General features: G+C 49.4%; 15 protein-coding genes. 13 read left to right on the plus strand and 2 right to left on the minus strand.

What is annotated here, in order from left to right; translation table 11 throughout:
• The first annotated feature begins 6 nt into the window (after window positions 1-6).
• The 13 genes from EXU85_RS27315 to EXU85_RS27370 are packed head-to-tail and all read left to right on the plus strand — an operon-like array spanning window position 7 to window position 20,151.
• On the plus strand, window positions 7-441 hold the full coding sequence (locus tag EXU85_RS27315) for a phage tail protein (RefSeq protein ID WP_142775122.1): 435 nt from the start codon (window positions 7-9) through the stop codon (window positions 439-441).
• A gap of 3 nt (window positions 442-444) precedes the next feature.
• The gene (locus EXU85_RS27320; RefSeq protein WP_142775123.1) at window positions 445-894 is read left to right on the plus strand and encodes a phage tail protein; all 450 of its coding nucleotides are present in this window, start codon (window positions 445-447) and stop codon (window positions 892-894) included.
• Window positions 895-897: 3 nt separating this feature from the next.
• The gene (locus EXU85_RS35510; RefSeq protein WP_168207874.1) at window positions 898-1,062 is read left to right on the plus strand and encodes a DUF5908 family protein; all 165 of its coding nucleotides are present in this window, start codon (window positions 898-900) and stop codon (window positions 1,060-1,062) included.
• A 23-nt stretch (window positions 1,063-1,085) separates the two neighbouring features.
• Window positions 1,086-1,793, plus strand: a complete 708-nt coding sequence (locus tag EXU85_RS27325) for a LysM peptidoglycan-binding domain-containing protein (protein WP_142775124.1) — start codon at window positions 1,086-1,088, stop codon at window positions 1,791-1,793.
• A 5-nt stretch (window positions 1,794-1,798) separates the two neighbouring features.
• Window positions 1,799-3,601 (plus strand): type VI secretion system tip protein VgrG, encoded by a 1,803-nt coding sequence (vgrG, locus tag EXU85_RS27330; protein WP_142775125.1) that lies wholly within the window; start codon window positions 1,799-1,801, stop codon window positions 3,599-3,601.
• A gap of 22 nt (window positions 3,602-3,623) precedes the next feature.
• Window positions 3,624-4,067 (plus strand): GPW/gp25 family protein, encoded by a 444-nt coding sequence (locus EXU85_RS27335; RefSeq protein WP_142775126.1) that lies wholly within the window; start codon window positions 3,624-3,626, stop codon window positions 4,065-4,067.
• A 25-nt stretch (window positions 4,068-4,092) separates the two neighbouring features.
• The gene (locus EXU85_RS27340; protein ID WP_142775127.1) at window positions 4,093-7,266 is read left to right on the plus strand and encodes a baseplate J/gp47 family protein; all 3,174 of its coding nucleotides are present in this window, start codon (window positions 4,093-4,095) and stop codon (window positions 7,264-7,266) included.
• A 16-nt stretch (window positions 7,267-7,282) separates the two neighbouring features.
• Window positions 7,283-10,060 (plus strand): hypothetical protein, encoded by a 2,778-nt coding sequence (locus EXU85_RS27345; protein ID WP_142775128.1) that lies wholly within the window; start codon window positions 7,283-7,285, stop codon window positions 10,058-10,060.
• 4 nt (window positions 10,061-10,064) lie between these two features.
• Complete coding sequence (locus EXU85_RS27350) at window positions 10,065-13,070, plus strand: hypothetical protein (protein WP_142775129.1); 3,006 nt, start codon at window positions 10,065-10,067, stop codon at window positions 13,068-13,070.
• Between the two features lie 11 nt (window positions 13,071-13,081).
• Window positions 13,082-14,524: a contractile injection system tape measure protein gene (locus EXU85_RS27355; RefSeq protein ID WP_142775130.1), complete on the plus strand. Its 1,443-nt coding sequence runs from the start codon at window positions 13,082-13,084 to the stop codon at window positions 14,522-14,524.
• Complete coding sequence (locus EXU85_RS27360; RefSeq protein ID WP_142775131.1) at window positions 14,521-17,883, plus strand: DUF4157 domain-containing protein; 3,363 nt, start codon at window positions 14,521-14,523, stop codon at window positions 17,881-17,883. Before EXU85_RS27355 ends, EXU85_RS27360 begins: the two co-directional genes overlap by 4 nt.
• Before the next feature lie 8 nt (window positions 17,884-17,891).
• Entirely contained in the window at window positions 17,892-18,800 is a 909-nt protein-coding gene (locus EXU85_RS27365) for a WD40 repeat domain-containing protein (protein WP_142775132.1), read from the plus strand.
• Entirely contained in the window at window positions 18,793-20,151 is a 1,359-nt protein-coding gene (locus EXU85_RS27370) for an ATP-binding protein (RefSeq protein WP_142775133.1), read from the plus strand. Before EXU85_RS27365 ends, EXU85_RS27370 begins: the two co-directional genes overlap by 8 nt.
• A gap of 19 nt (window positions 20,152-20,170) precedes the next feature.
• Here EXU85_RS27370 and EXU85_RS27375 read toward each other — a convergent pair whose 3' ends face one another.
• A complete protein-coding gene (locus EXU85_RS27375) occupies window positions 20,171-21,316 on the minus strand; it encodes a hypothetical protein (protein WP_142775134.1) in 1,146 nt (381 codons plus the stop codon).
• A gap of 42 nt (window positions 21,317-21,358) precedes the next feature.
• Window positions 21,359-21,937 carry a Uma2 family endonuclease gene (locus EXU85_RS27380; RefSeq protein ID WP_142775135.1) on the minus strand — a complete coding sequence of 193 codons (579 nt, stop codon included), beginning with the start codon at window positions 21,935-21,937 and terminating at the stop codon, window positions 21,359-21,361.
• Window positions 21,938-21,968 lie beyond the last annotated feature (31 nt).

Genomic DNA, 21,968 nt, shown 5'->3' on the forward strand with positions numbered 1-21,968 from the left:
CCGATCATGGCAGCAGTTTATGCATTACCCAAATTTCATTTTCAGGTTGAGTGGGGCGGAGCCCGCATTGGCTTTTCTGAAGTAACCGGCCTGAACCTGGAGACCGATGTGATTGAATATCGCGACGGTGCTTCGCCCGAGTTTCATAAAATCAAAATGCCCGGTCTACAGAAATTCTCCAACATCACTCTAAAACGGGGGACGTTCAAAGCCGACAACGATTTCTTCAATTGGTGGAACACTGTAGCCCTGAATACCATCCAGCGTCGCGATCTGACCATCAGTTTGCTCAATGAAGCACACCAGCCGGTGGTGGTCTGGAAAATCAAACAAGCCTGGCCATCGAAAGTAATGTCGGGCGATTTAAAAGCCGATGCCAGCGAAGTGCTGATCGAGAGCATCGAACTGGTACATGAGGGGCTAACTATTCAAAATGAATAAGCTATGGCGGGGTTGTTGTATCCACCGGTCGGATTTCATTTCCTGGTAGCCTTTGAATTGTTCCCGCAAACAATTCAGGATGGCCGGTTCCAGGAAATTTCGGGGCTAAACGTGGAGATGCAGATGGAAAGCATCCGAGAAGGAGGAGAAAATCGATTCGAGCATCAGTTGCCAGTTCGTACCAAATACAGCGATCTCGTGCTGAAGCGAGGATTGTTTGTTGGATCGGGCGTATACCAGTGGGCCAAAAACGCGTTCGAAGATTTTCAGTTTCAACCCGTTAACCTGCTGATCTCGCTGCTCAACGAACAACATGCTCCACTGATGTCGTGGCATGTGGTGCATGCGTTACCAAAGAAGTGGGACATTTCTGCTTTCAACGCCGAACAGAACACCATTGCTATCGAGACCCTGACGCTGACGTACCGGTATTACACCACGATCCGAATCTGAGCCATGCCCATTGTTATTCGAGAACTAGTTATTACGGCTACAGTCGACACGAATACTACTCCGTCGGCTACCTCAACGGCCCCACCGGCCGCCGATGCGCAAAAGCAATTGATTCAGGCGTGTGTTGAGCAGGTACTGGCCGTATTGCGCGAGAAAAACGAACGATAAAATGGTGTTTTACCGCCTGGACTATGCTGGGAGAATTAGCCAAAATGAAACTAACCGGCTACCAAGATGTCGGTTTCACCAAACGAACCGGCGATGAATACACGGCTCTGGTCAACCCGGAAACCTATACCCTGAACTACGAAATTCAGAGCAATCAGGAGCAGGCCAGTGGGACCAGCGCAAACCAGCCGACGTTCAATCGAATAAGCCCTCGTAAGCTGGATTTCGAGTTCCTGTTCGATTCGACCGGTGCATTGACTCAGGACGTTATTGTCAACCCATTCGCAGCGGCAGCCAATCAAGGGGTTTGGGAGCAGGTAGAGCAGTTAAAAAAAACGGTCTTCAACTTCATTGGTCAAACGCACCAGCCGCCTTATGTAGAGCTGGCCTGGGGGAAACTGATTTTTAAGTGTAAGGCCGAAAAAGTTAGTATTACCTACAAACTCTTCAAACCCGACGGCACGCCCATCCGGGCCGTCGCTAAAGTTAGCTTTATAGAGGTCATACCCGATGATACCAGGGTTCGCAAAGAAAAGACAGAATCACCAGATTTAACGCACGTACGCACAGTACAGGAGGGCGACACACTCCCGATGATGTGCTACCGGATCTACGGCGATTCTGCACTTTACTGGGAAGTCGCCCATGTAAATAAACTCCTGAATTTCAGAAAATTAACTACTGGACAACGCTTGTTTTTTCCACCGATTGACAAAGAAAGTAAACTGTAGTACCCATGCCTGATAATCCCCGCACCCTCGAAACACCCGCACCCCGCGATCTGCCCACCTACACTATTTTTGTAGAGGGTACAGCGCTGGAAAAATCGTATCAGGTGCTCATTGTACGGGTGCAGAAAGAGGTTAATCGGGTACCAACAGCCTACATTACGCTGAAAGACGGCGAACCCGCTCCGGGCGGCAGCAGCTCCGGGCGTGGAGCTGCTGCCGCTAAGCCCCAGAACTTTGCCATCAGTAACGGGGCTCAGTTCATCCCTGGCAACAAGCTGGAGATCAAAGCAGGCTATCATGGCAAGGAGAAGACCATCTTCAACGGTATTGTTGTCCGGCACGGTATTGAAGCCCGGACTTCGGGAGGAAGCCGACTGAACTTACTCTGTAAAGATGCCTATGTAAAAACGACTATTGTTCCTCGACGCCGGTATTTCACCGACAAAAAGGATTCTGATATTGCGGAGGAAATTGTGCAGACCTACCCCGGTTTGCAAATTGATGCCGACACCACTACCACAACCCATAAAGAGCTGATTCAATACGATGCAACGGACTGGGATTACCTGGTCATGCGGGCCGAAACAAACGGTATGCTTTGCCTGGCAGATGATGGCACCTTAAAAATTACCAAACCCGATTTCACGCAGAAACCAATTGTGGCCCTGCAATACGGGGCAACTATGCTGGATTTTGAAGCCGAAATGGATGCCCGTAATCAGTTTAGCGCCGTAAAGACAACCACCTGGAATTATACGGACCAGGAACTTACCGAAGCCGAAGCCAATGAACCCACCGTTGGCGCTCAGGGAAATTTATCGGGACCGGACATTGCTAAAGCGCTGGACGCGGAACTAACCCTTCAGCACGGAGGGAAACTAAAAACGGAGGAGTTGCAGACCTGGGCTGATGCGGCTTTGCTGAAGCGCCGAATGGCGAAAATTCAGGGTCGGGTTCGTCTATTTGGAACTGCTGACATCAAGCCAGGGACAGTCATTAATTTAGGTGGACTGGGGGAGCGTTTTAATGGCGATGCCTTCGTAACGGGCGTTAGTCATCGGCTCGAAGACGGTGGCTGGCAAAGCGATATTCAGTTTGGCCTGAATCCACGCTGGTTTGTAACCGAAGTGGATGTTCGGCAACCGCCCGCCAGTGGGGTAGTTCCGGCCATCAGCGGCTTACAAATCGGGGTCGTTACCGGGTTGGAAGGTGACGAAACGAGTGAAGAACGGATTCTGGTTCGGCTACCAGTCATCGATCCGGCAGCCGAAGGCACTCGCGCCCGTATCGTGAGTCTGGACGCAGGTGATGAACGGGGTTTCTTTTTCCGCCCTCAAATTGGCGATGAAGTGGTCGTTGGTTTTCTGAACAATGACCCGCGCGATGCCATCGTCCTGGGCTCGTTGCATGGCAGCCAGAAAAAACTCCCCGACCCATTCGTCACGAAAGATGATAACCACCTAAAGGGGTATGTTTCGCGCAGTAAAATGAAACTGATTTTCGATGATGAGAAGACCATTCTAACCATCAAAACACCCGCTGGCAATCAGTTGCTCCTGGATGAGGATGCGAAAAACATAACCCTAAAGGATCAGCACGGCAACAAGCTGGTTATGAATGATCAGGGTATTCAGATCGAAAGCAGTAAAGATATTACTCTGAAAGCAGCCAGCGGCAATGTAAATGTGGAAGGCCTTGGGGTAGAACTGAAAGCAAATGCTCAGTTCAAAGCCAGTGGATCGGCCGGGGTCGATATAAGCAGTGCCGCACGGACAGTCGTGAAGGGGTCAATAGTTCAGATCAATTAAGGAACGGGTCAACGTCTAGGTAATGATAGCTGAAAACAATTTTTTAGGGCGCGGCTGGAGCTTTCCACCAACATTCAACCAGGTGGCTGCTCCGGCAGGCATAGAGATGACGGCTGGACTGGCTGATATTGAGCGTAGTCTGCATATTCTGCTGACTACGCAACCTGGTGAACGGCTCATGATACCTGATTTTGGCTGCGACATGCAGGACAGTATGTTCGAGCCGATTAGCACGGCTTTACAAACACGGGTAAAAGATCGGGTTGAAACAGCCATCCTGCTGTACGAACCTCGCATCGATCCGATAGATGTAACGGTTGAGGAATCGCCAGAGCAGCAGGGGCTCTTGCTGATCACGGTAAACTACGTGGTCCGTAGTACTAATACCCGATACAATTTCGTGTACCCATTTTATACAAATGAAGGAACTGAGATTCGAAATCCCACTGATGCCTTAAGCCAGTAGTTGTTTATCTAATCTTCTCAAATCCATGCCGCAACCCTGCCCCGATAAAAATCCTCTCCAACGCGATGGACTCAGCCAGCCGCAACGCAGGCTATTAGCCCTGCAACCAGAGAGTATCCTTCTGGATGAGCGCAGGCCGGAAGATCTGCTGCAATTCTTGGCTCTATATGCAAAAAAGGCCAGGATTCGCTTTTTCGACCAGTTGAACACGCCCGATAAGGGTGAAGCCTGGAGCTCGCTAATGGACTACGCGCGCTACTTTAAACTTGAAGACCTTGGCGACTGGAACGATCCCCAATCTTCTTCCCGAAGTGATATTGAACCACATTTCGCGCTAGTACTCAGCTTTCTGCATCTATTTCAGCAACTACAGAATCAACAGAATACCCTAACAAAAAAACACCTCGATTTTTATTACCACAACGTCCTGCAACTGACTAATCGGGCACCCGCTCCAGACCATGTTCATGTGCTGTTCGAATTAGCGAAAAATGCAGCCGACCAGATAGTTGCCAAAGAAACCGAACTCGACGCCGGAAAAGACCCGCAGAAAAGACCATTGACCTACAAGACAGCCAACAATCTGACGGTCAATCGGGCAAAAATCAACTACCTGCGAACAGTTTATAGACCAACTGACCCAGTAACAAACAAGTCAGCCGTATATTATGCACCGGTGGCTAACACTTGGGATGGTGTAGCGGAACCGCTCCCTCCCGATAACCCAACCTGGAGTGCATTCGGTCGAAGCGTTCGTTCAGAGATCAACTGTGGGGAGAGTATCACCTCGGGCGTTAGTCTCCCCACAGCGCAGTTGGGTTTTGGGCTAGCCTCTCCCGTGCTATTATTAGCCGAAGGCGAACGAACCATTACCGTCACGATCAACACCAACGTATCGCCGGTGGGGGTACATGGGCTTATGCTACGCGTGCAACTCAGTGGAGCCAAAACATGGCTTGACGCTAAGACAACAACGGCAGTTGTCAGTGGTAATACAGTTACCCTAGCCATTACTCTACATAAGGATAGTAAAGAAGCCGTAGTGGCTTACGATGCGACAAAACTCGATGGCGGCTATGCAACCAACGCCCCTATGCTGCGCTGTTGGCTAACCAAAACAGAGGATTATGCCGCCTGGAAAGCCCTGGATGTAAGATCAATTCGAATCGATGTTACGGTTACGGGCTTAAAAAAGACGCTGATTCTGGAAAACGACCTCGGCCAGGTTAGTCCGGAAAAACCATTCATGCCGTTTGGATCATCGCCTGTGACTGGGTCAACACTGTATGTAGGTAGTGAAGAAGCCGTTGCCAAAACACTTACGTCCGTAGCCGTGCATTTCAACGAGTGGATTGGTTTACCTGAGAACTGGCAGACGCATTACGAGGCTTATGCATCATCCTATGCCGATCGGAATACGTTTAAGGCAAAGCAGGAAATTCTGAATGGAAATCTGAAAACATCGCCCGTTGCCACCCTCGACTTATTTCCACCTATTGCCGCACCGCCTTCTTCAACAAACTTTGTTTTTCTCTCGCTGGACTATTTGCCAATCAGAACCTTCGAGTCCGTCTATGCCGGCCCAACCCTGTACGTGCGGCAAGGTCTGGAAATGACGAAGGTATACGATAGCACCTACACGCCCCCCAAACCCGAGGCCAGTACGAAAAGTGTCAGCGACAGCCTGCTAAAAATTACACTCAACAAGGATTTTGGGGCCAGCAGTTATCCAAAGCTACTGACGCAGGGGGTAATTGATCAGTCGAAAAAAGATCCTGGCCCCCAGAAGATTCCGAACTCACCTTACCTACCCATTTTAAACGAGTTTACGCTGGATTATCAGGCAACAACAGACACTATTTCGTTGGCTCCCGCCGATATTAATTCGTTCGCCAATCGCTCATTGCAATTGTTTCATTTGGGCGCATTTGGGCAGGCTGAAGAAAATGGGTTTCTGAAACAGGCACAGTCTTTTCTAGGGAGCACGGATAAAAACGCCTGGCTGGTTCCGCAATACAACCCAAACGGGACTTTTTTCATGGGTCTGAAGGAGGTTGGTCCACTCGAAGCCGTGGCTATTTTGGTTCAGGTAGACGAAGGGAGCGCCAATCCCGACCGAATAGCTGCCAACGTAGCCTGGAGTGTGCTGGTTGAAAATCAGTGGCGCCCGCTTTTGGCCGAAGACATTTTATCGGATACAACCAATAACCTACTGACCTCTGGCATCATCAAATTTTATCTGCCTAAAGAAACATCGATCAACAATACGATTCTGGAGGCAGGCTTCGTCTGGTTACGGGCTGAACTAAAACAGGCCGATGGCCCCCCCGCTCCTATCGATAGCGTTTGCAACTTTGTGGCGCTTCACCCTCAGGCTGTACTGGCTGATTTCATTGATCAACGCAATGATCCCGTTCATTACAACCTTCCCTTGCCTGCCGAAACCATTCAGAAATCGCGGCAGAGTCTGGCTTCGGTGAAAAGCATCAAACAGCCCTACGCATCGTTTGGGGGCAAGCCGAAAGAGTCCGACGAGGCTTTCTATAGTCGGGTAAGTGAGCGGTTACGGCACAAACAACGTGCCGTCAGCATCTGGGATTATGAACACCTGGTTTTGCAAACCTTTCCGAGCATTTACAAAGCTAAATGCCTGAATCATACAAAGTTAATCCTAGCCAGCCAAACTCTAAAAGAACTATCGCCGGGCTATGTAACGGTCGTGGTCGTGCCCGATCTACGTAATTTAAAAGACGTGAATCGTTTTGCGCCCAAGGTCGACCTGAATACCCTCGATCAGGTTACCCGTTTTCTGCAACGCCGGGCGGGCAGGCAGGTTGTTATTCAGGCTGTAAATCCGAATTACGAACGAATCAAGCTCGATTTTAACGTTTCGTTTCAGAAGGGTTACGAAGCCGCAGTCTATAAAAAAGTGCTTCAGCAGGATTTATTTGCCTACTTAACCCCCTGGGCATTCGATGTAAAATCGGATATACCCTTTGGCGGAACCTTATCCAAAAGCACCCTGATCAACTTCATGGAGCGACTGAGCTATGTCAATTTTGTGACCGAAGTAAAGATGATGCAATACGTTGGCGGGATCACAACGGGCGAAGACAAAGAGGTTGTAACGGCCTCCGACGCCCGCGCCGTGCTAACCTCCTGCACAAAACACGAAATACGGGATTTTGATGGGTGTTAACGCGACGGGAAACACAATGGCAAACGCTTCTATTACCATATCGACTAAACCGCCAGAGCAAACAGCTTCCAATTTCGCAGCCCTGCGCGAGTTGGGAATCGCTTATATCGAGAAATACGCACACGCCCTCTGGACGGACTACAATACCCACGACCCTGGTATTACGCTACTGGAGCATCTATGCTATGCTATCACGGATCTAAGCCTGCGAACATCGCTGGACATGAGTGATTTGCTAACATCGTCATTCGGCAATGAAGCCGCCATGCAGAAGAGTTTCCTGACGGCTGGGAAAGTACTGCCTACCTGCCCCGTTTCGGAACTGGACTACCGGAAGTTATTTATTGACATCAATGGCGTTCGAAACGCATGGCTCGAACCTGCGAATCAGTCGGTTTTTGTCAATTGCCGGGAAAGCGATACTGCCAGACGACTGAGTTATACAGCGCCCCAGCCGCTCCCTGCCAATTTTTTATCCTTCGAGTTAAAGGGGCTTTATACCATATTGGTTGATTACGATCAGGCTTATATCAATCAGTCTATAAAAGACAAAGGGGGCGACTCATTAACCCAGGCACAACAGGAAACAATCCAGATACAGCTCCATAATTCCATTAAACAGCAACTGCGCGAAGCCTACGAAGCCAACCGAAACCTGTGCGAAGATATCGTTGACGTTACCGAAGTTCCCATTCAGTATGTGATGTTCTGCGCCGACATCGGCCTGCAAAACGACGCAAAGGTGAGTGATGTGTATGCCCAGATTCTGTTTCAGGTGCAGCAATACCTGACGCCCTTAGTAAAGCGCTACTCGCTCCCAGAAATGCTGGCCCATACCGACACGGACAAGAACCCGCTCACTATCGATCAGATTTTTGAAGGCCCATTGTTAACGAACGGATTCATTATTGATGATGAGTTGGAAGCCGCAGCCCTACGGGAAGTAGTTTATACATCGGATCTCATTAATATTATTATGGGCATTGAGGGTGTCAAGGATGTTAAAAAAGTATTGTTGAACACCTTTGAACCAGCAGCACCCAATACACCCTGTAGTCAACAAATACCCAAACCCAATGGCGAGCAACGCTGGTGTCTGCACATCAACCATGGGCATCAACCCCAGCTCTGTGCAGAAAATGTGGCCCTGGCCTTTTATAAGGACATTATCCCCGTTGGCAACCTGAGCGATAAAACAAAGGCTCTGGCAAAATTTGCGGAACTCCTGGCGCAGGCGCACTCCGATAATCAAAAGCAGGTAGACGACCTGCCCGTGCCAGTCGGCACTGTGTATGATCTGAACGATTATCGATCGGTGGCTAATGATCTTCCATTCAATTATGGCGTTGGTCGGTTTGGGTTACCGGCTTCAGCCACAAATGAACGAAAAGCACAGGCTAAGCAACTGAAAGGCTATCTGCTGTTCTTTGACCAGTTACTGGCCAATTATCTGGCGCAATTAGCGAACCTGAAATCACTTTTCAGTGCAGAGATCACTCCTGCTGGGCCCGATTTACTGGCAAATCCGCCATTCGCACAAACCTACTTCGGTCAGGTAGTTACGGATATGCCAGGTGTTAAGGACTTATACGATAACTATCCTGACCTGTCTACAACAATACTGCCGGATGTGCTGGCTGAATTGGAAGGCTATGCTGAAAATCCCGTGCGAAAAAACCGTTTCCTGGATCACCAGCTGGCCCGTTTTGCTGAAAATTTCAGTGATTATGCACTCCTGATGCACTCTCTTTTCGGGGAACGGGGGAACGAAGAAATGTTGGAAGATAAGGCTAGTTTCCTCCGTGAATACGGGCAAATATGCCGTTCAAAAGCCTATAACTACTGCCAACCCGCCTGGCAAACAGACAACGTAGCGGGTATTACGCGTCGTCTGGCTCGGTTAACGGGCATCCGCGACACCAATTACCAGGCACACGATGCATCGGCGGTAAGGGTAATGAGCACGTTCCCTTCCGATGAAGGAACAGCTCCTCAATTTAAATTTCACCTCCACGAACTACAAGCCAGTACCCATCGACGAATTTACCTGACCTCAACGCACACGTATGCCAGTCAGACGGAGGCTGAGGATGCCATGCAACGAGCGTTTCTGACCGTTCCATCAACAGATCGGTTTACCATTCACGCCGTGCAGGGCGGCTTTACCTATGTTTTGAAGGACAAAAACAACCGAACGATTGCGCGTTGCCCACGAACGTTTCCAACGTATGAAGAAGCAGATGCCGATGTTGCAGAAGCTATTGAAACATTGATTTACAGCGGAGAGGCTCTGTTTCTGGTCGAGCATATGCTGCTCCGACCCAACGAAGGAGAACAGTGGATGTCGGTTTGCGTGGAACCTGATTGCGAGCATTGCGAACCGCTCGATCCCTACAGCTACCGAGTGAGTGTGATCCTTCCCGGCTATACGACCCGATTCCGCAACGTTGATTACCGACGCTACCTCGAAAACATTATTCGATCCGAACTTCCGGCGCATGTACTGGCGCGAATCTGCTGGGTAAGCCAGGAACAACTGGCCGATTTTGAGAAGAAATACAAGCAATGGCTAAAAGCGCGGGCAGGCATCTGTACCAAACCACGAACAGCCACCTATGCCACCGCCCTAAAGGAACTTATAGATAAACTGGAAGATGATGATTTCCATACCATCTATGAGAAGGGGGTCCTGCATGATTGCGACAACGAAGACGAAGAAAGCCCGATTATCCTCAACCGCACGGCATTGGGAACTCTAAAGCCGACCGAACCTGACGACCACCCAAATCCCTAACGCCATGGCTAATCCATATTTTGATGAAGTATATCCTGTAACTGGAAATCAACACTTCGACTTCAGCAATTACGGGCTCACCATTTTCCGACCAGATTCCATCCTGACCGCAGATCAGTTGAACCTACTGTTTGGTTTTCTGCTCAATCAGGAGCAGCTTACCCGAACCCGGCTCATTGGGGTAGGGATTGTATGCGGACTCAAACCCGTGCTGAACGCCAATAACACCATTACGATATCGGCAGGCTGTGGAGTGCCTTCAGAAGGTGATTTACTGAGCCTGGATGCCGATACAACTTATGATCGTTTCGCCGATTACACCTTTGCCGATCATCCATACAAGCCCTTTACCGACATAAACGGGCTCAAACTCTGGGAACTACTCCCGCAGGCGTTTAAGCAGGAAGCCAGCAGCACGCGGGTTCTGAAAACGCTCGACCAGTTTTCGGCAACGACAGCCCAGGTATTGGCCAACATGGTGGTAATGGTGTATCTGGAGAGCGATGTTAAATCGGCTGATAAATGCACTGGTGTCGCCTGCGATGCCAAAGGAAAAGCATTCCAGAATCAGCTACGTATCCTGCTCGTTGGAAAAGCTGATGCGAGTGCCTTAATTTCAACTAGCCTTCGTCAGGCAGCGGCCGCCAGTACTCGATTACCGGTTCTGACTATGGCGCGGGTGCGGCTCGATGATCGTCCTTATGATCAGTCCCTACAACGGTTTCGGCAGTTCCTACTCAGTAAAGCCGGGTTGTTGAGTGCAAACCTGCGTGATGCCTACGAACTGATTAAGGACGTCGATGCGACTAGTCTCACTGCTATGACGGTGCCGACCAATGCCCTACAGAGCATGGTGCGTACGATTAGTCAAAATTTTAATAGCCAGTATGTATATGACTGGCTGAAAGATCTGCACGATGCGTATAACGAGTTTCGAGAAGCCACCTGCCAATGGTTAGTGCAGTGTATGCCTCCCGCTGATGCATTTCCGAAACACCTGCTGGTAGGGGAACTCGTTTCTGATCCTGGCCTTTGCCGACCCGACTTCCGGCATGCCTGGGTGAAATCGCCAGCAGTAGCATCGGCTACCGACGCCCGCCAGAAAGCCATTTGGTTTTATCAGCGGATTCTAAAACTCATTGATCTATTCGAGGTTCCAGCCACTCAGTTCGATACATTTACCATTAAAGGCCGAGGCACCGTATCAACCCTTTCTTCCCTAAAAATCACCCCCGATCGCTATCGAAAATTAAGCATCGATCAGCGGTCCATGCCCTTTTATTATAAACCAGAAATGAGGAATTTCTGGAGTCACGAACTCGCAAAGTACTGTCGTACAGCCTATATCCACTCCTATCATCCATCTCCATCGGCTCCTGCGGAGGTTAAACGGCCATTCGACTATCAGATCGAAACCTATCCATTTTACCGGATTGAAGGTTTTCTGGGAGCGGGAATTCTAACTACGCTGAGCGAAATTCTGGCACAGCAACGAACCTACAATTTGGCCTTCGACGTGTTGGCACTTCGGGCCGACACCGATCAACTACTCATTACTCAGGGACAGTCGTTCGACTTTGCCGATCTGGCTGTTGATTTCGATGATATCATGAGTCAGATTCATTGTCACGAAGCAGAGCTTAACGGAAAAATAAATCCTCTAAAGGTCGTTCTGCCAATGACTCCAGTGGTATTTGTGAGGGTATTAGCGGCTTATGCAGGTGAAGTAAAAAAACTTGGCGCTCAGTTACCGGCCAACTGTATATTGGCCAAACTTCCACTTTTGCAGAAACTGAAGGATACCTACGAAAAGCGTAAAGCCGATTTTGAAGCGAATCTGACATTTGGGCCGTTTCTACTAAATCATCAGGGACTGGAACACGGTGCAGGTGTCCCGCCAGGGGGTACGTTTGTACTGGTGTACAAAGATCCAGTTGCGTTGCCGAAGGCCGGTCTGCAAAAAAAGGGGGGAGAGTCTATTGTAATTGCCGACTTTTACCTTCCTTATCGATGCTGCGGATCAGGCAATGGTATTCAGTTTATGCTACCAGAACCTCCACCAACCCTGGAGATGCAGGAAACGTTCTGCCTTAACGCAGCGAAGGGAAAAATCGACGTTTCGCCGGATACAGGTTCGTTCGATAGTCCGCTGGTAACGAAAGAAAGTCGTACATTTTTCTTTAACCCAACTCAGGTTGGTACCCATACATTGACCTACACCGTTCCGGGTCGGCCACCGGTTTTGATAGATGTACAAGTCGTTCCGCTACCGGCCGCATCGTTTAACGTAGAGCAGGTTAATGAAACACGCAAAGCAACATTTAGGTATACCTACACTGATGCAAAGCAACTCACGCTAGATTTTGGGGATGGATCACCCATACTGACCATTCCAGTCAACGGCCACGGAAATGCGCAGGAAATACACTCATTCCCGGTCGATGAAGATAGCGCTGGCGATTTTCTGGTGAAATTAACCGCCACGAATGGCAATTGTGACCAGGCAGAGCCATTCTCGCAGGAAATTAGTTTTACACCCCTCGAACCTATTGCATTCCCAGGTGCATCCGTCGTTTGTTTCAGTAAAGTGAAGACTAGAATAACGGCTACTCCTGAAGGAGGGAAATTCAGTTCCAAGACGATAGCTATCAAAGCCGATACAGGTGAATATACACCAATTGTTGCCGGAGCCCATGTCATTACATACACCCTTGAGAATCGGGCACCAAAATCGATGCCTCTATTTATTCTGCCGGCAACATTTAAGGTTGAAAATGTAATACCGCAAAAAACAGCTGATGCGCTGGTGCTTACACCAATACCAGAAATCAAGTATATCTGGAAATTAAACGGCCAGGCCATTAACCCAGAACAGATAAAAGATGAAAGCCCTACAGTACAACGCTACACGTTTAAGCTGGATGGTCGCCAGGAAAACTCCAATCTGGAGCTAACCTTCCAGTACAACAACAAACCTATCTGCAACGCAATCACAGAGAAAGTTCTCTAACCATCAGCCCGATGACCAACAGCCAGCCACATATCATCCAGCGTCAAACCGTTCGGCTTCACCTCCGCGAACAGTCGGATAGCTGGTCTATGCAGGAACGGATCGGGCAGGCGCTTCAGCAAAGCCGTTTACTGACTTCGCTGGATAAGGTGTTATCTGATTTCTGTTTGGCAGATGAATGGATTGAACTGGAACGGCTGGATGTGGATCTGGGTGCAATAGCACCAGATGATCTTGAGGAAGAAATAACCCGTCGATTACCCGACCTACTTCGTCGGCAACTGATCGACGCGATTCCGGAGAAGCGTTATCAGCCAGAAACCTCCGTCAGAAACGTTTACGAGGCCGTTTTTGAATCCTTTATCTATTTCCTGGAACATGGTCTACTTCCCCCCTCTCAACTCTGGCCCGAATCCAGGCAGGCGTTTGACACACAGATACAGCACATCTTAACCCGAGTAACACACACCCAGCAAGCAACGCTGAAAGCTATTTTAACAAAATCTGACGCTCGATCCAGACTGTTACGTGAGTTCTCGGAAGCGCTGCTTACGGTGGTGATCAACGCCCTGGGTACACATCCTGAATCGGCGGGATCAGGGTTGCTACGACACGTGGGAACCTGGCGAGATCAATTAACGCCGGGCCAGTATACACTAATACTTAACCTGCTGATCAAAAGCGCAGTACAGGAATCTGAAGCAGTGCTCCAAACGATCAGAAATTACTGGGCAGCTATTAACCCTGCTGAATTTACAACTAGTTCGTCACTCGAATCAGTACTTTTTATCAACGCAGAAAAGAGTAATTTAAAGTCGGTTAAAACGGCTGACATTGTCTCGAATCATCAACCAAAAGTACAGCCTGAACCCGATTCAGCGTTACCTTCCGACTCGGTGTTCTACGTTCGAAATGCAGGTGTTGTTCTGCTTCATGATCCATTTCTACCTGCTTGTTTTGACGCATGTGGATGGGTGAAAAAGGGGGTATTTATTGACGATATCTGTCGGGAAAAAGCGCTTTTGATGATTCATTTTCTGGCAACGGGTGAGCTATCGGCTGCTGAATATGACTTATTGCTGCCCAAAGTGCTTTGCAACCTACCCTGGAACTGGCCCATTACGGGTCAACACAGACTCACAGACGAAGAACAGCTAGAAGGAAAGGAGTTGCTCACCGAGGTGATTCGGCGGTGGGAAGCCTTGAAAAACACCTCACCAGATGGCCTGCGCGTAGGTTTTCTGCAACGGGAAGGCAAACTGGAGCTTTTGTCAGGCAACCAGTGGCAATTAACGGTTGAGGTGAAAGCGCAGGATTATCTGTTGAATAAACTAACGCATAACGTTGACATAAATGGTAAAAAAGAAAAAGTAGGTTGGCGAATTAGTCCCGTGATTTTGCCCTGGTTGAAAAAATGGATAGTCGTTAACTGGCAATACCCGTCAATGTCGTGAACGTATCACATCAATATCAACCGCTTATTCAGTCGAAACCGGCCACCACGTCGTCGACTCAGCACACTGCTGCCCACACCCACTCGACCCAACCGTTTTTTGCCAAACAGGGAGCACCAACATTAGGTCAGCCCCATACGTCGCCATTTTTTAAACCGTTTGTCCAAACCAAACTAAGCGTCGGTCAGGCAAATGACCGTTTCGAGCGGGAAGCCGATAGTACGGCCGACCACGTGATGCGCATGCCTGCTCCGGCCGTTCATTCGGGTTCGTTTTCCCCGACAACAGGGTTGCTTCAGCCGAAAATCGACGAAAAAGAGAAGAAAGATATTGGCCGTAAGGAAGACAGTATAGACCCTCCAATTATTCGGCTGAAAACGGAGGACGACGATCGGAAAAAACTTCGCAAAAAAGGCGAAACCAGTGCTCCTCCTATAACCAGTCACTTTGAGTCACAGCTTTCAGCTAGTCAGTCGGGCGGACAACCGCTGAGTGCTGATACCCGGCAGTTTATGGAACCCCGTTTTGGCGCTGATTTCTCATCGGTTCGGGTTCATACCGACGCGCCAGCCGTACAGATGAGCCAGAACATAGGTGCACAAGCTTTTGCCTATCAGAATCATGTTTATTTCAACGAAGGCAAATACAGTCCAGGCTCCAATTCCGGGCAGCATCTGCTGGCCCACGAACTAACTCACGTTGTGCAACAAGGGGGAGCCATCCAGCGAAAACCTACCGTTTCAACAGCTACACCTTCTGTACAACGCCTGTTCGGAATCGATGTGGCCGGAACCATTGATGGCTGGCTGGCTAATTTGCCCGGCTGGCGCCTGATGACAGTATTGATTGGTTACAATCCGGTTCTCCAACGAGAAGTCCCTCGCACCACCGTGAATCTGATCGAAGGTTTTCTAACGCTGGGTGGACCTCTGGGCGTTCTGCTCTTTAATAAGCTTCGTTCGGAAGGGGTAATCGACCGGGCAGCCGCCTGGATTGATACGCAGATAGCCTCACTGGGAATTTCTTTTTCCTATATCCGGGGCCTGTTCAGTCAGGCCTGGGATGAAATGGGCATCACACTCGGTATCAATGGCAATCTGGATATAATTCGCCGAATATTTGGTCCGCCATTCAGTCGAATACTGGCGTTTGTCGGGCGGGTAGTCAGCCAGGTCGTTGCCTTTATCAAAGAAACGATTATTCGGCCGTTGAGTAATCGAGCGCGTCAATTGCGAGGATTCCCGCTGCTAACAGTTATCATCGGAAAAGATCCATTTACCGATGAGGTGGTGGAACGCAGTCCAGCTAATCTGGTACGCGGTTTTATGAGCCTGATGGAAAACGGCGAAGAACGATTCCAGCAAATGCAGCAGTCGGGTGCTTTGCAACGAGCCTTCAACTGGTTTAACCAGGAAACCACCCGGCGGAACCTCACTTGGGAGCGCATTAAGGGGATGTTTACAGCCGTCTGGAACGCGCTCACGCCCGAAGCCATACTCCATCCGCTGGAAACCATCGGTCAGATTGTCGGGCTGTTCTTGGGATTAGCTGCCGACATCGTTGGCTTTGCCGGTGCTGCGCTGATGCAGATGCTCGAGTTTATTTTCGAAGCGGTTATGGGCGCGGGCGGAGCCAGGGTATTGGCCGTTCTGAAACGGGCGCAGGCTACCTTCCGCATTATTATCAACGATCCGGTACGGTTCGTTGGTAATCTGGTGCGCGCTGGTGTCCAGGGCTTCCGGCAGTTTATGCAGAATGCGCTCTCTCATTTGCAGCGTGGCTTAGTGAGCTGGCTACTGGGTGCCCTGGAAGGAGCTGGACTCCAGTTACCTCAGACATTCAATTTGCAGGGTATTCTCTCGTTGGTATTACAGATTCTGGGGCTTACCTATCAAACTATTCGGGCCAAACTGGTTCGGGCTACGAGTGAGCAATTTGTGAACCGGCTGGAGCAAGTGTTTGATTTTCTGCGGATTCTCATCACGCAGGGCCCAGCAGCTGCCTGGCAAAAAATACTGGAATATCTTGGCAATCTGCGTGATATGGTGCTCGACGGCGTTATCGCCTGGGTTCGACAGACAATTATCGGCCAGGCAATTATCCGGATTGCCAGTATGTTAAATCCGGCAGGGGCTGTTATTCAGGCCATCATAGCTACCTATAATACGGTGATGTTCTTCATTGAACGAATCAACCAGATTGCCGCAGTGGTTGAATCGTATGTCGATTCAATTGCAGCCATCGCTGCCGGGAACATCGCTGCGGCCGCCAATCGGGTTGAGGAAACCATGGGCCGTATGGTACCCGTTATCATTAGTTTTCTGGCCCGTTTGCTGGGTTTGGGTGGTATTTCCGATACCATTCGGAATACCATAGCTCGTATTCGCCAGCCGGTTGATCGGGCAATGGACCGGGTCGTTGATTGGGTGGTAGCGCAGGGAAGACGGATAGTGGGGACAGTAGTAGGAGCAGGACAACGCGTGGCCGGAGCTGTATTAGGTTGGCTGGGTGTACGCAAGCCCTATACAGATGCTACTAACCAAACCCATACCCTTTATTTTGAAGGACGTGACCAGAATGCTGAACTGATTGTAGCCTCGCGTCCGCGTCCGGTACTGGACTTCCTGAACGAAGTGGTCACCGCCGATTCATCAAAACGCCCGATTGCCGAGCAGGCCCGCGAAAAAATACGGAATGTAAATCGAATTAAGCGGGACACAACCTTAACAGATGCCCAGAAACAAACACAAGTTGATGCTGAATTAACCGCCCTAGGGGCAATTCTACACGGGCTGAGCGATAGTTCTGATTTCTTCGCCCCACCCCTACCGAACCGAAGGAACCTCCCACCTGATTTCGACGTGCGTAATGACTTATACATTAATGGTAGTGGATTCGGCAGCGCTCGAACCAGCGTGGCTACGCAGGGAAAAGCGGCCATCATTAATAGCATCAAAGTAGTGCGGGACAATGGCTCCGAAGCTATTTGGCAACGTCTGGTGCGCGATGGGCAGGTAATGGAAGTATCAGGAGAAAAAGCTCGATACCGGGCAATGACCGATGCTCAAATTGCCACTGATATTAATGGGCGAGCCTATGATGTGGATCATACTGAGCCACTGGCCAAGCATTGGAAAGATACTGGTTTCAACACCGATGATGGAGCGCGGCAACGTACGGCAGGGAATTCGTCAAATTTGAAACTAATGCTTGCCTTCTATAACAGACAGGCAGGTGCAGATGGCCATCATTATGCCGACAAGTTTTATGTCGGGCCCAATTTTACCAGTCAATACAACAACAGTGGTGTAGGCGCGAAGAAACTAAAAGGGCAGCTTTTTGCCGGAGCGACGACCTAGCATAAGGTATGAAAAAAGACGCTATTTTACACTATCAATCGGTGTCACGCACACCGGTCAACGCACTTGCCCTGACTACCAAAGGGCAATGGCTGGCGATGGCGCAGGATTATCGGAAAGAAGGAAACCCTACCCTAACGATCTTTTCACAGAAAACTCCCGATAAACCGCAGTGGATAGTAACGGAGGAGCAGAAAGTGAATAGCGTCCCGGCTGTTTACATATCAGGAACCAGTCAATTGATTTATCTGGTAAATGCCCCCGATACTTCCTGGCAGCTCGTCGTTAGCTCAATTGAACATCCGTCGCAACAGCTGGCAGCCCAATTGCCTGTTTCGCAGAAAGTACCATTTTTGTTTATAGACAATAATCAAATCTGGGTGATCGTATCGAACGAGGTTATGGCTTACAACATAGCAACTTTACAACTTACTACTACATATTCATTTTCAGTAGCTTCTGGTTTAACGGTTACCGATGGTAGGCAGCTATGGCGCGCGGATAAAGACGGCCTACAGGTAGCGCTCCTTACCAATGGTAAATTTACACCTGTTGCATCTGGGTTAGTTCTGAGTCAGCTCCGCGTATCGGCAAGCTTTATTTGGGGTGTTGGCGAGTTTGGCCAGGGCCTGTTTGGATGGCAGAAAACGGGCCAACCGCTGCCCACCAGTAACGTGGTCAATAATCATGAAGCTACTGTTACCACCTTTGCCGTCAGTCCCGATGAGCGCAGGATTGCATTTGGAAATGCATCCGGTTACGTCACGGTAGTGGAGCGTAAGACGGGCAAACAACACTGGGGCCGTCGGTTGCACAAAGGTCACGTATCCGCTATTACATTTAGTCCCGATGGAAATTGGCTAGCCACGGGTGGTAGTGCGGGCGATGCAACGATAATTCAACTAGATCATGACTGAACTGATTGCGCCACATATGACAACCATGCCAGAGCAGTCCGATCCACTCCATCTTGGTATTGGCTTTCTGCGGGCGTTTGTTCGCTGGCGACTATGTCGACATAAGGGTTCGATCGAAACCCGACCGGTACTTCCCGATCTTCAGCGGGAAGTACCAACTGTATTATCGCAGCTTATTGCAGCAGCACAGCTTGATGAAGCAGAATTGATTATTCTGCTCCTTACGCTTATTCCTCACCTGCAACCCGGTTTTTTCGATACCATCATTCGTGAGCACCTGCCCGATGGTGGGGAGTTTCCGGAATTCGGTGGGGTGCGTGGCACTAGCCACCGGGGACTGCTGCCCACCGGCGAAACCGCTCTGTTCATTCTGGCCGGTAACGATCTTGAAAAACGATTGATGCTGTATGATCTGTTCAGTTCCGATCATTTTTTTGCCCGCGAACGGATTCTGTATCTCGAAGACGTAAAACCTGGCGAACCACGCCTGAGTGGTCGGCTTATTCTCGACCCCGATTATGTGGAGTTGTTTACCACCGGACGTGTGTCTGCCCCGGCCATGAGCATGCACTTCCCGGCGCAACGAATCAGCACCGATATGGAATGGAATGACCTGGTATTACCCACACCGATCTTCACCCAAATTCGCGATATCGAACACTGGATTCATCATTACGACACATTACGCACAGAGTGGCAGATGAGCCATCGGCTGAAACCCGGTTATCGCGTGCTCTTTTACGGCCCACCCGGCACGGGCAAAACGCTGACGGCCACTTTACTAGGCAAATACACCAATCGGGATGTCTATCGGGTAGATCTGTCGCTGGTAGTTTCCAAATACATCGGCGAAACGGAGAAGAATCTGGCCAATCTTTTCGATAAAGCCCACGCTAAAAACTGGATTCTATTCTTCGATGAAGCCGATGCCCTTTTTGGTAAACGAACTGAGACCCGCGATGCCCACGACCGCTATGCGAATCAGGAAGTGGCATTTTTATTACAGAAGATTGAAGAGTTCGATGGGCTGGTTATTCTGGCTTCTAACCTAAAAAATAATATCGACCCGGCGTTTGCCCGGCGGTTTCAGGCCATGATTCATTTCCCGCTGCCCAATGCAACCGAACGCCTGGTGCTCTGGCAAAAAAGTATACCAAGCGCTGTTAGATTAGACCCGGAACTCCCTGTCGAGCATCTGTCAGGACGTTACGAACTTTCGGGTGCTGCTATTTTGAATATTGTTCAATTTTGCTCCTTGCGGGCTTTGAGTCGGCAGGAGGACATATTGACTGCGACTGATGTTATTGAAGGAATCCGGCTGGAATTTCAAAAGGAAGGGAAGCTGGTCTAGCTCTTCCAGCAGCATGAAATTAAAGCATCTTACCCGGTAAAGAAATCAATGTGTGCTCCGGTTTATAATGCACTTTACGCGTCCGGCCAAAGCCGCCCAGGCCAATTTGTAGATTGAAGAGGCCACCCGAAAAGGGTTTCGCATCCAGGATAGGGCTGTAGGATAGTTTTGTCCGCACAAACCAGAAGCTATTTTCTGATAGATCAGGTTTTCGGGTATTATCGCCCAGTTTAATATCGAATACAAGCCCGAGTATGGGTGAATGTGTCAGTAAAGACAGGCCTTTGTAGCGTTCATCCTTCCGATCGCGGGGCGACATATCGAACAGCAGGTAGCCAACGTACGGAATTACACGGCTTCGTGGTCCATCGTAGACAACCCGGCCCAGCCCCAGCTCGAACAACATAGGGCTTATGGGCATGTCCTTTTCCCACTTTTGATTATTATGCCAAAACTCCTCCCGAATCGTACCGTTATAGAGGGTTGGATGCAACATCAGCATCGTTCGCTGAAAGGCAATATCAATGCCGAATACAACGCCTGCCGATGGATTCAGCGTTTGCCCAAGTGACCCCGTTGGCAAAATACCTCCCCCACCGAAAAATACGCCATAGCCAATTTTCGATGCGCTGAAGGTAGTTACTAAATCAGGTGTATCATACAGGCGAATAGCAATCTGTTTTTCCCATTTTTGCAGAGCCTCTAAGTCATCGCCCCCGCCCGTTTCGGACCGAAACCGATTGACCTCCGCCCCCAACTCAGAGTTGGTCAGGTATTCAATCTGCCGGGCTTGCTGCTTAAATCGGCGGTCGGCCCCAAGAGCAATTAATTTGGCCTGCATTAGGCGGGTATGCACCTCTACCAGATCAAACAATATTTGATTATAGGCCAGTGTTCGCTCATTCCGGGCAGTTTCCGACACCCACGACAGGTTACGAAACATCAGACAAAACGACTCAATTGCGGGCTGGCTCCAGATAGAGGTTGGGCGGACTTCGTAGCCTATTTGATAATAAAATTCGGAGCCGCCTAAACCGGGTTGAGTAGGCGAATGGAAATCGGCCAATTGTAAACGTCTAGTCGCGCTCCAGTGCAGCGTGTCGATAGTTACCTGCGCTGAACCGAGCAGGGGAGACAGTAACAATAGCAGGAGCAGGCGTTTCATAGGCGTACGTGCAAATGAAGCATAAAGGTATTAATAAGTACCTTATAACAAGTCACTTAGTATTAATTCAAAACCAGGTAGAACAATCTCTCCATCTAGTATATCCGCAAAATTCACTACTTCAGGATCACGTTCAGGTCGATAAATGGTTGTTTGTTGACTAAACGGATCAATTACCCAACCCAATCGAACACCATTCTGCAGGTATTTTTCCATTTTAGCGGGTAGGGTGTACTTTTCACTTACGTCCGACATAAGCTCAATGACAAAGTCAGGGCAAACCTGAGCAAAATTATCTTTCTCAATTTCAGAAAGAGCGTTCCATCGCTCATTACTCACCCAAGCGACATAAGGTACTCGTACTGAGGTATCAGGCAAGGTAAAACCACCATTTGACTCTGTAACAATACCTGCTTTATGTTGACGGTTCCACAGATACACTTCTGCCGCAAGATCAAGATTTCTAATACTGGTTCGGCTTCCGGTAGGCATTTCAATGTAAATTTGTCCGTTCTCATCGCGTTCTAACCGCAAATCAGGATTTGCCTGACAGAAAGCGTAAAATTCATTGTCAGTCAGGCGGTCATCCCGGCGGATTGTGGGATTTAGCGGGAATATCATGGTCGAGCGTCGTTTCCTTGTGTCAATACTA

It is taken from the genome of Spirosoma sp. KCTC 42546 (assembly GCF_006965485.1).
Lineage (GTDB): Bacteria > Bacteroidota > Bacteroidia > Cytophagales > Spirosomataceae > Spirosoma.

Coding starts and splice junctions, on each gene's coding strand:
- EXU85_RS27315 (WP_142775122.1), top strand. CDS start 7: ATGGCAGCAGTTTATGCATTACCCAAATTTCATTTTCAGGTTGAGTGG.
- EXU85_RS27320 (WP_142775123.1), top strand. CDS start 445: ATGGCGGGGTTGTTGTATCCACCGGTCGGATTTCATTTCCTGGTAGCC.
- EXU85_RS35510 (WP_168207874.1), top strand. CDS start 898: ATGCCCATTGTTATTCGAGAACTAGTTATTACGGCTACAGTCGACACG.
- EXU85_RS27325 (WP_142775124.1), top strand. CDS start 1,086: ATGCTGGGAGAATTAGCCAAAATGAAACTAACCGGCTACCAAGATGTC.
- vgrG (WP_142775125.1), top strand. CDS start 1,799: ATGCCTGATAATCCCCGCACCCTCGAAACACCCGCACCCCGCGATCTG.
- EXU85_RS27335 (WP_142775126.1), top strand. CDS start 3,624: ATGATAGCTGAAAACAATTTTTTAGGGCGCGGCTGGAGCTTTCCACCA.
- EXU85_RS27340 (WP_142775127.1), top strand. CDS start 4,093: ATGCCGCAACCCTGCCCCGATAAAAATCCTCTCCAACGCGATGGACTC.
- EXU85_RS27345 (WP_142775128.1), top strand. CDS start 7,283: ATGGCAAACGCTTCTATTACCATATCGACTAAACCGCCAGAGCAAACA.
- EXU85_RS27350 (WP_142775129.1), top strand. CDS start 10,065: ATGGCTAATCCATATTTTGATGAAGTATATCCTGTAACTGGAAATCAA.
- EXU85_RS27355 (WP_142775130.1), top strand. CDS start 13,082: ATGACCAACAGCCAGCCACATATCATCCAGCGTCAAACCGTTCGGCTT.
- EXU85_RS27365 (WP_142775132.1), top strand. CDS start 17,892: ATGAAAAAAGACGCTATTTTACACTATCAATCGGTGTCACGCACACCG.
- EXU85_RS27370 (WP_142775133.1), top strand. CDS start 18,793: ATGACTGAACTGATTGCGCCACATATGACAACCATGCCAGAGCAGTCC.
- EXU85_RS27375 (WP_142775134.1), bottom strand. CDS start 21,316: ATGAAACGCCTGCTCCTGCTATTGTTACTGTCTCCCCTGCTCGGTTCA.
- EXU85_RS27380 (WP_142775135.1), bottom strand. CDS start 21,937: ATGATATTCCCGCTAAATCCCACAATCCGCCGGGATGACCGCCTGACT.